Annotated in this window: 12 protein-coding genes and 2 pseudogenes; 12 read left to right on the top strand and 2 right to left on the bottom strand. The window is 58.3% G+C overall.

Translation table 11 applies throughout. The features are described from left to right. Positions 1-187 precede the first annotated feature (187 nt). Positions 188-979, top strand: coding sequence for a CPBP family intramembrane glutamic endopeptidase (locus tag PSH65_RS10545; RefSeq protein WP_305426160.1), 792 nt, complete (start codon positions 188-190; stop codon positions 977-979). Between the two features lie 104 nt (positions 980-1,083). Continuing rightward, a complete protein-coding gene (locus PSH65_RS10540) occupies positions 1,084-2,649 on the top strand; it encodes a PAS domain-containing methyl-accepting chemotaxis protein (RefSeq protein WP_305426159.1) in 1,566 nt (521 codons plus the stop codon). 198 nt (positions 2,650-2,847) lie between these two features. Here the strand turns inward: PSH65_RS10540 and PSH65_RS10535 are convergent, their stop codons facing one another. Further along, positions 2,848-3,525: an alpha/beta family hydrolase gene (locus PSH65_RS10535; protein WP_305426158.1), complete on the bottom strand. Its 678-nt coding sequence runs from the start codon at positions 3,523-3,525 to the stop codon at positions 2,848-2,850. 109 nt (positions 3,526-3,634) lie between these two features. Here PSH65_RS10535 and ccoN (PSH65_RS10530) point away from each other — a divergent pair, with 109 nt between their 5' ends. The 8 genes from ccoN (PSH65_RS10530) (at position 3,635) to ccoP (PSH65_RS10495) (ending at position 10,558) form a co-directional block, all read left to right on the top strand. Then, complete coding sequence (ccoN, locus tag PSH65_RS10530) at positions 3,635-5,059, top strand: cytochrome-c oxidase, cbb3-type subunit I (protein WP_305426157.1); 1,425 nt, start codon at positions 3,635-3,637, stop codon at positions 5,057-5,059. Positions 5,060-5,069: 10 nt separating this feature from the next. Then, on the top strand, positions 5,070-5,678 hold the full coding sequence (gene ccoO / locus PSH65_RS10525; RefSeq protein ID WP_305426156.1) for a cytochrome-c oxidase, cbb3-type subunit II: 609 nt from the start codon (positions 5,070-5,072) through the stop codon (positions 5,676-5,678). Between the two features lie 21 nt (positions 5,679-5,699). Next, positions 5,700-5,903 carry a CcoQ/FixQ family Cbb3-type cytochrome c oxidase assembly chaperone gene (locus tag PSH65_RS10520; RefSeq protein WP_305426967.1) on the top strand — a complete coding sequence of 68 codons (204 nt, stop codon included), beginning with the start codon at positions 5,700-5,702 and terminating at the stop codon, positions 5,901-5,903. Continuing rightward, complete coding sequence (gene ccoP, locus PSH65_RS10515) at positions 5,900-6,853, top strand: cytochrome-c oxidase, cbb3-type subunit III (protein WP_305426155.1); 954 nt, start codon at positions 5,900-5,902, stop codon at positions 6,851-6,853. The genes PSH65_RS10520 and ccoP (PSH65_RS10515) overlap by 4 nt, the downstream gene beginning before the upstream one ends. 483 nt (positions 6,854-7,336) lie before the next feature. Beyond that, the gene (ccoN, locus tag PSH65_RS10510) at positions 7,337-8,779 is read left to right on the top strand and encodes a cytochrome-c oxidase, cbb3-type subunit I (protein WP_305426154.1); all 1,443 of its coding nucleotides are present in this window, start codon (positions 7,337-7,339) and stop codon (positions 8,777-8,779) included. Further along, the gene (gene ccoO, locus PSH65_RS10505; protein ID WP_007905434.1) at positions 8,779-9,387 is read left to right on the top strand and encodes a cytochrome-c oxidase, cbb3-type subunit II; all 609 of its coding nucleotides are present in this window, start codon (positions 8,779-8,781) and stop codon (positions 9,385-9,387) included. Before ccoN (PSH65_RS10510) ends, ccoO (PSH65_RS10505) begins: the two co-directional genes overlap by 1 nt. A 5-nt stretch (positions 9,388-9,392) precedes the next feature. Then, the gene (locus PSH65_RS10500; RefSeq protein ID WP_003175465.1) at positions 9,393-9,578 is read left to right on the top strand and encodes a CcoQ/FixQ family Cbb3-type cytochrome c oxidase assembly chaperone; all 186 of its coding nucleotides are present in this window, start codon (positions 9,393-9,395) and stop codon (positions 9,576-9,578) included. After that, on the top strand, positions 9,575-10,558 hold the full coding sequence (gene ccoP / locus PSH65_RS10495) for a cytochrome-c oxidase, cbb3-type subunit III (RefSeq protein WP_305426153.1): 984 nt from the start codon (positions 9,575-9,577) through the stop codon (positions 10,556-10,558). The genes PSH65_RS10500 and ccoP (PSH65_RS10495) overlap by 4 nt, the downstream gene beginning before the upstream one ends. Before the next feature lie 76 nt (positions 10,559-10,634). Here ccoP (PSH65_RS10495) and PSH65_RS10490 read toward each other — a convergent pair whose 3' ends face one another. After that, positions 10,635-11,651, bottom strand: a complete 1,017-nt coding sequence (locus PSH65_RS10490; protein WP_305426152.1) for a metallophosphoesterase — start codon at positions 11,649-11,651, stop codon at positions 10,635-10,637. 167 nt (positions 11,652-11,818) lie between these two features. On the opposite strand from PSH65_RS10490, the pseudogene PSH65_RS10485 reads away from it, so the two are divergent. After that, a pseudogene (locus PSH65_RS10485) lies at positions 11,819-12,147 on the top strand (type II toxin-antitoxin system VapC family toxin); the annotation flags it as partial. 206 nt (positions 12,148-12,353) lie between these two features. Beyond that, positions 12,354-13,770, top strand: a pseudogene (ccoG, locus tag PSH65_RS10480) (cytochrome c oxidase accessory protein CcoG). Positions 13,771-13,780 lie beyond the last annotated feature (10 nt).

Raw genomic sequence — 13,780 nt, 5'->3', positions numbered from 1 at the left:
TTTTTGTTTGTGTCCTGCACCGAACAAAAATACCCTGCGCGACACCGATCCACTGTGGGAGCGGGCTTGCCCGCGATAGCGGTATAGCTGTTACATCAATGTCGGATCTGCCGCCGTCATCGCGGGCAAGCCCGCTCCCACAAGGGACCGTGTCACACTGTAGAAATTACCGACACAAGGACTTCACATGCTTGCTCTGCCATGGACTTATCTGGCACTTCTCTCCATCGGCTACGGCTTGGCTTTGATCTACGGCCAACTTGGCTGGCTGGCCGCTATCTCTTTCGCATTGCTATTTTTCGCCGGTTTCGCCGTTCGCCAGCAACACGTTGCCATCGGCCGCTACCTCGGCCACGGCTTGTTCATCTTCCTGGCGGTGGCACTGGCAATGCACTGGCTTCCCGGTTTCTACAACGGTCGGGCCATTCAACCCCAGCGTTTCACCGACGATGCCGTGCCGTTTGCCATGTACCTGAATCAGGACAAACCGCTGATCGGTTTCTGGCTGTTGCTGGTTTGTCCATGGATTGTCGGCCGGCGCTCGTTGCGACTGTCCATTTATGCCACCGCCCTCGCCCTGAGCGTAAGCACCGTACTGGCCTTGGGTGGCGCGCTGTTGCTGGGCGTGATCAGTTGGGCACCGAAGTGGCCGGATCAGGCCTGGTTGTGGGTACTGAACAATCTACTGCTGGTGACGCTGGTGGAAGAAGCGTTGTTTCGCGGCTATATCCAGGGCGGGTTGAGCCGGCAGTTCAAACACCTGCCTTATGGCGAAAATCTTGCTTTGTTACTCGCATCAATGCTGTTCGGCCTCGTTCATCTGGGCGCTGGCTGGCAATGGGTATTGCTGGCGGGCCTCGCGGGGGTCGGTTATGGCCTGGCCTATCGTTTTGGCGGGTTGGGAGCAGCTATCGCCACCCACTTTGGTTTGAATCTGCTGCATTTCGGGCTGTTCACTTATCCGATGCTCGCCGGCTGACGCAACGGTCGTTTTGCGACGCGTCACTGATTAATGAAAAAAACATTTCAATAAATGCCTGACATTGCCGACAACCTCTCAAAGCCTTGCGGATTGAAAAAGTCATGCGTAACAACCAGCCCATTACACAACGCGAACGGACCTTCCCGGCTCAGCAACGGTTGATTTCCACCACCGATGCCAAGGGCGTGATTACTTACTGCAACGACGCTTTCGTCGAAATCAGCGGGTTTTCTCGTGAGGAACTGATCCGTGCACCGCATAACCTGGTCCGTCATCCCGACGTCCCGGCTGCGGTGTTCGCGCACATGTGGGGCACACTGAAACAAGGCTTGCCATGGATGGGCATTGTCAAGAATCGCTGCAAGACCGGTGACCACTACTGGGTTAACGCCTATGTCACACCGGTGTTCGACGGCAATCAGGTGATCGGTTACGAGTCGGTGCGGGTCAAACCCACCGCCGAACAGATCCGCCGCGCCGAAGCGCTCTACCAACGCATCAACCAGGGCAAGTCTGCGGTTCCCTCTACAGACAAATGGCTGCCGGTGCTTCAGGACTGGCTGCCGTTCATTCTGGTCAGCCAGTTGAGCTTCATGATCGGCGCCACCCTGACGTCCCAGTGGGGCTTCGCCCTCGCCGCCGGCCTTTCGGTGCCATTGGGCTTGATGGGCTTGGGCTGGCAACAGCGCGGTATCAAGCGTTTGCTGCGCCTGGCCGAACAGACCACGTCCGACCCGCTGATCGCGCAGATGTACACCGACAGCCGTGGCGCCCAGGCACGCCTGGAGATGTCGATCCTCAGTCAGGAAGCACGCCTGAAAACCTGCTTGACCCGTTTGCAGGACACCGCCGAACACCTGACCGAACAAGCGAAACAGTCCGACACCCTGGCGCATAACAGCTCCACCGGCCTGGAACGTCAACGCGTCGAAACCGAGCAAGTGGCGACCGCTGTGAATCAGATGGCCGCCACCACCCAGGAAGTCGCCAGCCACGTGCAGCGCACCGCCGACGCCACTCAGGAAGCCAATCGCCTGACCGGTCGCGGTCGCGACATCGCCGGGGAAACCCGCGAAGCCATTCAACGCCTGTCGGTGGTGGTCGGTGAAACTGGCCTCACGGTCACGCAACTGGCCAAGGACAGCGATGAAATCGGCGGCGTGGTCGATGTGATCAAAGGCATCGCCGACCAGACCAACCTGTTGGCTTTGAACGCTGCGATTGAAGCGGCGCGTGCCGGCGAGATGGGCCGTGGTTTTGCGGTGGTGGCCGACGAAGTGCGTCAACTGGCACAACGTACCAGCGAATCCACCGGGCAGATTCACGCCCTGATCGCCAAGCTGCAGCAAACCGCCAGCACCGCGGTACAAACCATGGAAGCCGGGCATCGCCAGGCCGAAGAAGGGGTGGCGCGGGTCTTGGAAGCGGATCAGGCGCTGGTGGGCATCAGCGAAGCGGTGGCCAACATCACCGACATGACCACCCAGATCGCCGCCGCGACCGAAGAGCAAAGTGCGGTGGCCGAAGAAATCAGCCGCAACATCAGCAATATTTCGGAACTGGCGGACCAGACCTCGGAACAGGCACAGCACTCGGCGCTGTTGAGCGAAGAACTGACCAAGACGGCGAATACCCAGTATTCGTTGGTGGAGCGGTTTAACCGCTGATAGCGCTTGAAGGCAAAAAAACCGGACGGCGAAAGCGTCCGGTTTTTTTATTATCCCTTTGAAATTTTGTTGCCTGTGAGGCCGCCATCGCGGGCAAGCCCGCACAGTGAACTGTGGTGTGGCTGGATTTTGGGATCGACACGAAACCCTGTGGGAGCGGGCTTGCCCGCGAAGAGGCCCGAACTGGCACTGCAAATCTTACTGAAGAAATGCCGCAACCTTCCCCGCCGCAGCCGCCAAATGCTGCTCATGGGTATACCCCGAAGCCTTCAGCGGTTTCAAATCATGGTCCGCCGCTTCCAGCCAGAACACCTCGATACTCGGCGCCAACGCGTAAGCCTCGACGGCCGCCCGATTACCCAGCGCATCCCGCTCACCCTGCACGATCAACGTCCGCGTCTTCAACCCGGCCAAATGCTCGACCCGCGGCTTCTCCGGTTTGCCCACCGCATAAAACGGATACCCCAGACACACCAGCGCATCCGCGCCCAACTCATCAGCCAACAAACTCGCCATCCGCCCACCCATGGACTTGCCGCCAATGGCCAGGCGCCCAGCGACATGGCGTCGCACCACGGCATACACCTCACGCCAGCATTCTTGCAATTTGGGCGCCGGGTTCGGGGGACGTTTACCGCCATCGATACGCCGCTGCGCCATGTAGGGGAACTCGAAACGCAGCACGTTGACCCCAAGCGCCGCAAGGCGCGCAGCCATGTCGCTCATCCAGTCACTGTCCATCGGCGCACCGGCACCGTGGGCGAGAATCAGCGTTGCCGAGGCCGGCGCTGAGGCGGCATTCCACAACCATCCATGATCCCGCACACACTGCGCCCATTGATCCCCGTCAATACTGGCCTTGTGCTGTTTGTCCATGCTTGCCTCGCTTTTAGTCTGCCTATAACTCCAGGCGAAGGGAGCGTCTGCCTTGCGGCTTACTCGCAAAGACGGGCCCTCACTTCGGCTGAACCGTGGATGGGGAACCATGAACACTTCTATCAGTACCGCCTACAACTACAAGGTGGTCCGCCAATTCGCCATTATGACGGTGGTGTGGGGCATCGTCGGCATGGGGCTCGGGGTTTTTCTCGCCGCCCAGTTGGTCTGGCCCGAACTCAACTTCAATCTGCCGTGGACCAGTTTCGGCCGGTTGCGCCCGCTGCACACCAACGCGGTCATTTTCGCCTTCGGCGGCTGCGCCCTGTTCGCCAGTTCGTTCTACTCGGTACAACGCACCTGCCAGACCCGCCTGTTTGCGCCGAAAATCGCTGCGTTCTGCTTCTGGGGCTGGCAACTGGTAATCCTGCTGGCGGCCATCAGCCTGCCACTGGGCTACACCAGTTCCAAGGAATACGCCGAACTGGAATGGCCGATCGACATTCTGATCACCATCGTCTGGGTGGCCTATGCCGTCGTGTTCTTCGGCACGATCATGCAGCGCAAGACCAAACACATCTATGTCGGTAACTGGTTCTTCGGTGGATTCATCATCACCGTGGCGATCCTGCACATCGTTAACAACCTTGAGCTGCCGGTGAGTTTCACCAAGTCCTACTCGGTGTACGCCGGTGCGACCGATGCCATGGTGCAGTGGTGGTATGGACACAACGCCGTAGGCTTTTTCCTCACCGCCGGTTTCCTCGGGATGATGTACTACTTCGTGCCGAAACAGGCCGAGCGTCCGGTGTATTCCTATCGCTTGTCCATCGTGCACTTCTGGGCGCTGATCACCCTGTACATCTGGGCCGGCCCTCACCACTTGCACTACACCGCGCTGCCGGACTGGGCGCAGTCGCTGGGCATGGTGATGTCACTGATCCTGCTGGCGCCAAGCTGGGGCGGGATGATCAACGGCATGATGACGCTCTCGGGCGCCTGGCATAAGTTGCGCAGCGACCCGATCCTGCGCTTCCTGGTGGTGTCGCTGGCGTTCTACGGCATGTCGACCTTCGAAGGTCCGATGATGGCGATCAAGACGGTCAACGCCCTCTCCCACTACACCGACTGGACCATCGGCCACGTACACGCCGGCGCGCTCGGCTGGGTGGCGATGATTTCCATCGGCGCGCTGTACCACATGATCCCGAAAGTCTTCGGCCGCGAACAGATGCACAGCATCGGCCTGATCAACGCGCACTTCTGGCTCGCGACCATCGGCACCGTGCTGTACATCGCGTCCATGTGGGTCAACGGCATCGCCCAGGGCCTGATGTGGCGCGCGGTCAATGAGGACGGCACGCTGACCTATTCCTTCGTTGAAACCCTGGTGGCCAGTCATCCTGGCTTCGTCGTGCGACTGGTGGGCGGTGCGATCTTCCTCAGTGGCATGTTCCTGATGGCTTACAACACCTGGCGCACAGTGCGGGCCTCGCAGCCTGCCGAAGCCGCCACTGCCGCGCAGATAGCCTGAGGAGTCCGCCATGAAACACGAAACAATCGAGAAAAACGTCGGCCTGCTGATGCTGCTGATGGTGTTCGCCGTGAGCATTGGCGGTCTGACCCAGATCGTCCCGCTGTTCTTTCAGGACGTGACCAATAAACCGGTGGAAGGCATGAAGCCCTACACCGCGCTGCAACTGGAAGGTCGCGACATTTACATCCGTGAAGGCTGCGTCGGTTGCCACTCGCAAATGATCCGCCCGTTCCGCGCCGAGACCGAGCGCTATGGCCACTACTCGGTGGCCGGGGAAAGTGTCTGGGATCATCCGTTCCTGTGGGGCTCCAAGCGCACCGGACCGGATCTGGCGCGCGTCGGCGGTCGCTACTCCGAAGACTGGCACCGCGCGCACTTGTACAACCCGCGCAACGTGGTGCCGGAATCGAAGATGCCGGCCTACCCGTGGCTGGTCGACAACAAGGTCGATAGCAGCCACACCGAAACCAAGATCCGCGCCATGCGCACCCTCGGCGTGCCGTACACCGACGAAGACATCGCAGGCTCGGTCGCCTCGCTACAGGGCAAAACCGAAATGGACGCGCTGGTCGCCTACCTGCAAGTGCTCGGCACTGCGATCAAGAGCAAGAGGTGAGCCATGTCCATACCCTTTGAAATAGTAAGCGAAATGAGCAGTGGAATGATCCGCGGCCTGGGCACGGTCGTGGTGTTCGTGGCCTTCGTCGGCCTGACGCTGTGGGTATTCAACGGCAAGCGAAATGCGGAATTTGCCGAAGCGCGCCTGCTGCCGTTCGCCGACGAGCCGCAATCGGAAAACAGCACCCCACAAGAATCTGCCACAAGGAGTACCCGGTCATGACCACCTTCTGGAGTACGTGGATCTGCGTACTGACCATCGGCAGCCTGATCGGCCTGACCTGGTTGCTGATCGGTACGCGCCGAGGGGAAACCAAGGGCAGCACCGACCAGACCATGGGCCACAGCTTCGACGGCATCGAGGAGTACGACAACCCGCTACCGCAGTGGTGGTTCATGCTGTTCGCCGCAACCTTGGTATTTGCCGTCGGCTATCTGGTGCTTTACCCGGGCCTTGGCAACTGGAAAGGCATATTGCCCGGTTATGAGAACGGCTGGACCGGTGTCCACGAATGGGAAAAGGAAATGAACAAGGCTGACGCGAAGTTCGGGCCGATCTTCGCCAAATTTGCTGCCATGCCAGTGGAAGAAGTGGCCAAGGACCCGCAAGCGCTGAAAATGGGCGGTCGCCTGTTTGCATCCAATTGCTCGGTGTGCCACGGCTCGGATGCCAAGGGCGCGTTCGGCTTCCCTAACCTGGCCGACAGCAACTGGCGCTGGGGCGGTGATGCCGAAATGATCAAAACGACAATCATGGGCGGTCGCATGGCCGCGATGCCGGCTTGGGGAGAAATCCTCGGCGACGCCGGCGTGAAGAACGTCGCCGCTTATGTGCGTCATGAACTGGCCGGCCTGCCCTTGCCGGAAGGCAGCACAGCCGATCTGCACGCTGGACAGCAAGCATTCAGCACCACCTGCGTAGCCTGTCATGGGGCAAACGGCAAGGGCACTGAAGCCATGGGAGCGCCGAATCTGACGCAACCGGCCGGATTTATCTACGGTACAAGCCTGGCGCAGCTTGAACAAACGATTCGTCATGGCCGCCAGGGCCATATGCCGGCGCAGAATGAACTGCTCGGCAACGACAAGGTGCAATTGCTGGCCGCTTACGTGTACAGCCTGTCTCAAAGTCTGAGCACCGAGCGTTTACAGGCTGAAGGCAAAAGCGAATAAATCTCGTCCGCTCTGCTGCCGCATTCACCCGGATGCGGCAGTTCCCTGCCCCTTTGCGACGCATTGTCGCACCCTCCCATGGTCTTCCTTTCGGTTCACCGGATTCAGGTCTAAGCTTTCCTGCGATGTGTGCTGACCAGCGCCGGTTCCAGGTCGATTCAACCCGATGTGTTCGACGAATTTGCTCGATGACAGGCCGCAAAGGCTGGTAGACACCGGCTATCGTCCCCATTGCCCTCTGTTACCCGATCGTCGTGTTTGAACATACCCCGTTACAACTGACCTGAACCCCTCGCCTCTTTCATTCGTTGCGACATTTTGTCCGAGGGCAATTTTGTCCTTACGCAGCGCATGGAAAGGCCGCAGAATCAGCTTTTGAAAGCATTGACCCACGTCATGGCGCGTTGCAATGACCCCCCGCTTTCTACATACTTGCGGCCGATTTTTACTCCTAATAAAACACCCAAACCGTGGAACCTTAGAATGAGCACAGCAATCAGTCCGACTGCTTATAACTATAAGGTAGTCCGCCAGTTCGCCATCATGACGGTGGTCTGGGGGATCCTTGGCATGGGGCTCGGTGTCTTCATCGCCTCGCAACTGGTCTGGCCGGAGTTGAACTTCGGTCTGGCATGGACGAGCTTTGGACGCCTGCGCCCGCTGCACACCAACCTGGTGATTTTCGCCTTCGGTGGTTGTGCTCTGTTTGCCACTTCCTATTACGTCGTGCAGCGAACCTGCCAAACGCGACTGATTTCCGACAGCCTCGCGGCCTTCACCTTCTGGGGTTGGCAAGCGGTGATCGTCGGCGCGATCGTTACCTTGCCGATGGGTTTCACCACCACCAAGGAATACGCGGAACTGGAATGGCCCCTGGCTATTCTGCTGGCCATCGTCTGGGTCACCTACGGTCTGGTGTTCTTCGGCACCATCGTCAAGCGCAAGACCAAGCACATCTATGTCGGTAACTGGTTCTACGGTGCCTTCATCGTCGTGACCGCGATGCTGCACATCGTCAACCACGCGTCCCTGCCAGTCAGTTTCTTCAAGTCCTACTCGGCTTATTCGGGGGCGACTGATGCGATGATCCATTGGTGGTACGGCCACAACGCCGTGGGCTTCTTCCTGACCACCGGCTTCCTGGGGATGATGTACTACTTCGTTCCGAAGCAGGCCGAGCGTCCGATCTACTCTTATCGTCTGTCGATCGTGCACTTCTGGGCGCTGATCACCCTGTACATCTGGGCCGGTCCGCACCACCTGCACTACACCGCACTGCCGGACTGGGCTCAGTCCCTGGGCATGGCGATGTCGATCATCCTGCTGGCACCAAGCTGGGGCGGCATGATCAACGGCATGATGACCCTGTCGGGCGCCTGGCATAAGCTGCGCACCGACCCGATCCTGCGCTTCCTCGTGGTATCGCTGGCGTTCTACGGCATGTCGACCTTCGAAGGCCCGATGATGGCCATCAAGACCGTCAACTCGCTCTCGCACTACACCGACTGGACCATCGGCCACGTACACGCCGGCGCTCTTGGCTGGGTAGCGATGATTTCGATTGGCGCGATCTACCACATGATCCCGAAACTGTTCGGCCGTGCACAGATGCACAGCACCGGCCTGATCAACACGCACTTCTGGCTCGCGACCATCGGTACCGTGCTGTACATCGCATCGATGTGGGTCAACGGCATCACCCAGGGCCTGATGTGGCGTGCAATCAACGACGACGGCACCCTCACCTACTCGTTCGTCGAAGCGCTGCAAGCCAGCCACCCTGGTTTCATCGTTCGCGCCCTGGGCGGTGCGTTCTTCGCCAGCGGCATGCTGTTCATGGCCTACAACGTATGGCGTACCGTACGTGCCTCGAACCCGGCTGAAGCCAAAGCTGCTGAACAGATTGCTGTAGTTGGAGCTCACTGATGAAGCATGAAGCAGTCGAGAAGAATATTGGCCTGCTGGCCTTCTTCATGGTTATCGCCGTCAGCGTCGGCGGCCTGACCCAAATCGTTCCGCTGTTTTTCCAGGACGTTACCAACAAGCCGGTCGAGGGCATGAAGCCGCGCACCGCCCTTGAACTGGAAGGCCGCGACGTGTACATCGCCAACGGTTGTGTCGGCTGCCACTCGCAGATGATCCGCCCGTTCCGTGCTGAAACCGAACGTTACGGCCACTACTCGGTCGCCGGCGAAAGTGTTTGGGACCACCCGTTTCTGTGGGGTTCCAAGCGCACCGGTCCGGACCTGGCCCGTGTCGGCGGTCGTTACTCCGATGACTGGCAGCGTGCGCACTTGTACAACCCGCGCAACGTAGTGCCTGAGTCGAAAATGCCGGCTTACCCGTTCCTCGTGGAAAACAAGCTCGACGGCAAAGACACCGCCAAGAAAATGGAAGTCTTGCGCACGCTCGGCGTCCCTTACACCGACGAAGACATCGCCGGCGCCAAGGATGCTGTGAAGGGCAAAACCGAAATGGACGCGCTGGTGGCCTATCTGCAAGGCCTGGGCACCATCATCAAAAGCAAACGGTGATTTAGATGGATATCGGGATGATTCGTGGCCTGGGCACCGTTGTTGTGATGGTGGCCTTCATCGGTCTGGCGCTATGGGTGTTCAGCCCCAAGCGCAAGTCGGAGTTTGAAGACGCGACCTTGCTGCCTTTCGCGGATGATCCCGAAGCCATCAAGCACGTCGAGCAAGCTTCTAGGAGTAACAAAGAATGACTACGTTCTGGAGTCTGTACGTCACAGTCCTCAGTCTCGGCACCATCTTCGCCCTGACCTGGCTGCTGCTGTCCACCCGCAAGGGCCAGCGCAGCGAATCCACCGATGAAACGGTCGGCCACTCCTTCGACGGGATCGAGGAGTATGACAACCCGCTGCCGAAATGGTGGTTCATGCTGTTCGTGGGCACCATCATCTTCGCCCTCGGCTACTTGGTGCTGTACCCGGGCCTGGGTAACTGGAAAGGCCTGTTGCCGGGTTACAACTACCTCGACAACGAGAAGCAGACCGCATTCGCCAACGGCCAGACCGGCTGGACCGGCGTTCACGAATGGGAGAAGGAAATGCTCAGGTCGGACGCCAAGTTCGGCCCGATCTTCGCCAAGTTCGCTTCCATGCCGATCGAAGAAGTCGCCAAAGACCCGCAAGCCCTGAAGATGGGTGGCCGCCTGTTCGCCTCCAACTGCTCGGTCTGCCACGGTTCCGACGCCAAAGGCGCCTATGGCTTCCCTAACCTGACCGACGCCGACTGGCGCTGGGGCGGTGAAGCGGCAACCATCAAGACCACCATCATGGGCGGTCGTCACGCCGTGATGCCGGCTTGGGCTGAAGTGATCGGCGAGCAAGGCGTTGCGGACGTTGCCGCGTTCGTGCTGACCAACCTGGATGGCCGCAAGCTACCAGAAGGCGCCAAGGCTGACCCGGTTGCCGGTCAAAAGCTCTTCGCTGCCAACTGCGTGGCGTGCCACGGTCCGGCAGGCAAAGGTACGCCAGCGATGGGCGCCCCTGACCTGACCCACCCGGCCGGGTTCATCTACGGTTCGAGCTTCGCTCAACTGCAGCAGACCATCCGTTACGGTCGTCAGGGCCAGATGCCTGCGCAAGAACAGCTGCAAGGCAACGACAAGGTTCACCTGCTGGCCGCTTACGTCTACAGCCTGTCTCACGGTGAGAAAGCGCCCGTGGCGGACGCCCAGTAAGGCAAACGCTTGATGTAACAAAAAACGGCCCCGTCAGATGACGGGGCCGTTTTCGTTTCAACTGGATAATCGCAGATTATCGAACCTCAACCGTCTGGATCTCTTTGCGGCTTGGCCAGTTATTCTGGTTGACCTGAAACACCTTCAACGTTTTGCGATCCGTGGACACATCGGCGATCAGGTAGGACTGGTTCGACGCCCCACCGCTCAAGAATACCGGCACATCCCCGAAGTAATCCCGTTTGCTCCATCCGTAATAGCTCCCGGGCTCGGTATGCAAATGCCCGGCAAACACCGCCGTCACCTTGTATCGCTCGATGATCGCCTTGAACCGGGCAATCTGTTCGGCACTGCCTTTCCAGCTATCCGGCTTGTGCATATTCAGAAGAATGATCTTTGCACTCTCACGTGCGCGCTTTAAATCTTCCTCCAGCCAATCCAGAGACTCGGAAACCTGGTAACCCGTGGGCACTCCCCAATTCCAGGCGGTAAACGCAGTGGTATAGGTGGGCTCATTATGCAATTGAACAATGTGTACATCGCCAAAGTCCCTGGAATAAGCAAGACTACCAAAAACACCTTTTTTAACAGCACCTTCATCCGACATCCGCACATCCAGCGTCGTCAACTTACCCAAGTAACGATCCTTGAAATCAACAATACTGCCGGCCGCACAGTTATTCAGAAAACAATCATCGACGTTGTTTTCATAGTCATGATTCCCCAGCCCATAGTCATAAATACCCCCCAGTTGCTTTTCCAGTATCGAGCGGGTCATGTCGCGCTGGTAGCCGTGACCGAAAGCGGTCATGTCGCCGTTAACCATGACCGGAATGTGCGCCGGGTCAACAGAGTGATTACGCCTGAAGCTGGCGACATCGGAGTATTGGGTCTCAATCAACCACTTTGAACGCTGCTCTTTGTCCGAGGTTGTTTCATCCCACCCATGGTCGGAACTTTCAGTCCACGGGTACTGAGGATCCGAGGCAAACACTAAATACCGGGGCAAATAATTGTCTGTCGCATGTACACCAAACGTAGCAACACATAACAAAACGCCCAACAGCGCATTGACTTTTTTATCAAGAAACATAGAAATCCATCTCTATTGAAGTTAGATACAAGACACGCCGCCCTGTCCGAGCAAGTTATGACAACTTAAAAATTAACACAAATGTCTATCGCTTCAATATCAATAGTTCATGTTTCCTGCGATCTCATTAGTGCGCTATCGGAGATAGCCAGATGCATCACTGCCAGGCAAAAAATATCATCGCGCCACGCCTGTTTATTTCGGCCGTTACTTTGAAGGAACTGGAGGCGGGGTGCTTCGAATGGAGCGTCGTGATCCCGCTCAGGGGAAGGTATTGCGCACCTGGCTGAAGCGCCATGTCATGCCGGCTTTCGATGCCAGAATCTTGCCGGTCGATGCCGCCGTAGCACTGCGTTGTGCCAGCTTGCATGTTGCCAATGAAAGCGACGCCCTGATCGCAGCGACTGCACTGATTCATGGCCTTACGGTAGTCACCCGAAACATCAGCGATTTTCAATCCAGCGGTGTCGCACTGATCAATCCATGGGACGAATGAGTTCGCCGCTCCTGCAAAAACGTCCATACTTCACAAGTCAATTGATTCAAGTCATTACACCATCAATTGATTCCCCCCAACGCGACCAAAGGTCGCACCCTTGAGCTAGAGCTACAGGCGTATCATTGCGCCACTGCAACACCTCTTTTTGACCGCGGTCGGCACGTACTGACCGGGGCATTTTTCCACTGCCGTGGGATGCAATGATGAGCAATCAGATTCCGGTACACGACGTTACTCCGCCTGCCAAGAACGCGAACAACAGCGTCGACCTCTACGCCTCTCGAGAAAAAATCTACACCCGCGCCTTCACCGGCCTGTTCCGCAATCTGCGGATGATTGGCGGTGCCGGGCTGTTTCTGCTGTATTTCGGCACGGTGTGGCTGAACTGGGGCGGTCATCAGGCTGTCTGGTGGAACCTGCCGGAGCGTAAGTTCTTCATTTTTGGCGCGACCTTCTGGCCTCAGGATTTCATCCTGCTCTCAGGCATTCTGATCATCAGCGCCTTCGGCCTGTTTCTTCATCACCGTGTATGCCGGTCGGGTCTGGTGCGGCTACACCTGCCCGCAGAGCGTCTGGACCTGGATCTTCATGTGGTGCGAAAAAGTCACCGAAGGTGACCGCAACCAGCGCATCAAGCTCGACAAGGCGCCGATGAGCGCCACCAAGTTCGTGCGTAAATTCAGCAAGCACACAATGTGGCTGCTGATTGGTTTCGTGACCGGCATGACTTTCGTCGGCTACTTCTCACCGATTCGCGAACTGGTGCTCGATTTCTTCACCGGCCAAGCCGATGGCTGGTCGTATTTCTGGGTCGGTTTCTTCACCCTCGCCACTTACGGCAACGCTGGCTGGTTGCGTGAGCAGGTGTGCATTTACATGTGCCCGTACGCACGCTTCCAGAGCGTGATGTTCGACAAGGACACGCTGATCGTTTCCTACGACCCGCGCCGTGGCGAAAGCCGTGGCCCGCGCAAGAAAGGCATCGACTACAAGGCTCAGGGCCTGGGTGATTGCATCGACTGCACCATGTGCGTCCAGGTCTGCCCCACCGGTATCGACATCCGCGACGGCCTGCAAGTCGAATGCATCGGCTGCGCGGCGTGCATCGACGCCTGCGACAGCATCATGGACAAGATGGATTACCCACGCGGCCTGATCAGCTACACCACCGAGCACAACCTGTCGGGGCAAAAAACCCATAAACTGCGTCCACGCCTGATCGGCTATGCCACGGTGCTATTGGCGATGATCGCGTTGCTGGTGACTGCATTCTTCATGCGCTCGCTGGTCGGCTTCGATGTCAGTAAAGACCGCGTGTTGTACCGCGAGAACGCCGAAGGCCGGATCGAAAACGTCTACAGCCTGAAGATCATGAACAAGGACCAGCACGACCACACGTATGTGCTGGAAGCCACTGGCCTGCCGGACCTCAAGCTACAAGGCAAGCGCGAGATCAAGGTCGCCGCCGGGGAGATTTTCAGTCAGCCGGTCGAACTGTCCAGCGCACCGGAACAACTGCCGTCGAGCACCAACGAGGTGACATTCATCCTCAAGGATGCCGATGACGCCAACGTCCACGTTGAAGCCAAGAGCCGATTCATCGGCCCACAAATTCGTTGAGAGAAGTGAT

Source organism: Pseudomonas sp. FP603, assembly GCF_030687415.1.
In the GTDB taxonomy this organism is placed as follows: Bacteria; Pseudomonadota; Gammaproteobacteria; order Pseudomonadales; family Pseudomonadaceae; genus Aquipseudomonas; species Aquipseudomonas wuhanensis.
This window is presented reverse-complemented; position numbering and strand designations above follow the sequence as displayed.

Bases quoted from the DNA above. Each gene is read 5' to 3' on its own strand.
- PSH65_RS10540 (WP_305426159.1), top strand. From the start codon at position 1,084: ATGCGTAACAACCAGCCCATTACACAACGCGAACGGACCTTCCCGGCT.
- ccoN (WP_305426154.1), top strand. From the start codon at position 7,337: ATGAGCACAGCAATCAGTCCGACTGCTTATAACTATAAGGTAGTCCGC.
- ccoO (WP_305426156.1), top strand. From the start codon at position 5,070: ATGAAACACGAAACAATCGAGAAAAACGTCGGCCTGCTGATGCTGCTG.
- ccoP (WP_305426153.1), top strand. From the start codon at position 9,575: ATGACTACGTTCTGGAGTCTGTACGTCACAGTCCTCAGTCTCGGCACC.
- ccoO (WP_007905434.1), top strand. From the start codon at position 8,779: ATGAAGCATGAAGCAGTCGAGAAGAATATTGGCCTGCTGGCCTTCTTC.
- PSH65_RS10535 (WP_305426158.1), bottom strand. From the start codon at position 3,525: ATGGACAAACAGCACAAGGCCAGTATTGACGGGGATCAATGGGCGCAG.
- PSH65_RS10500 (WP_003175465.1), top strand. From the start codon at position 9,393: ATGGATATCGGGATGATTCGTGGCCTGGGCACCGTTGTTGTGATGGTG.
- ccoP (WP_305426155.1), top strand. From the start codon at position 5,900: ATGACCACCTTCTGGAGTACGTGGATCTGCGTACTGACCATCGGCAGC.
- PSH65_RS10545 (WP_305426160.1), top strand. From the start codon at position 188: ATGCTTGCTCTGCCATGGACTTATCTGGCACTTCTCTCCATCGGCTAC.
- PSH65_RS10490 (WP_305426152.1), bottom strand. From the start codon at position 11,651: ATGTTTCTTGATAAAAAAGTCAATGCGCTGTTGGGCGTTTTGTTATGT.
- ccoN (WP_305426157.1), top strand. From the start codon at position 3,635: ATGAACACTTCTATCAGTACCGCCTACAACTACAAGGTGGTCCGCCAA.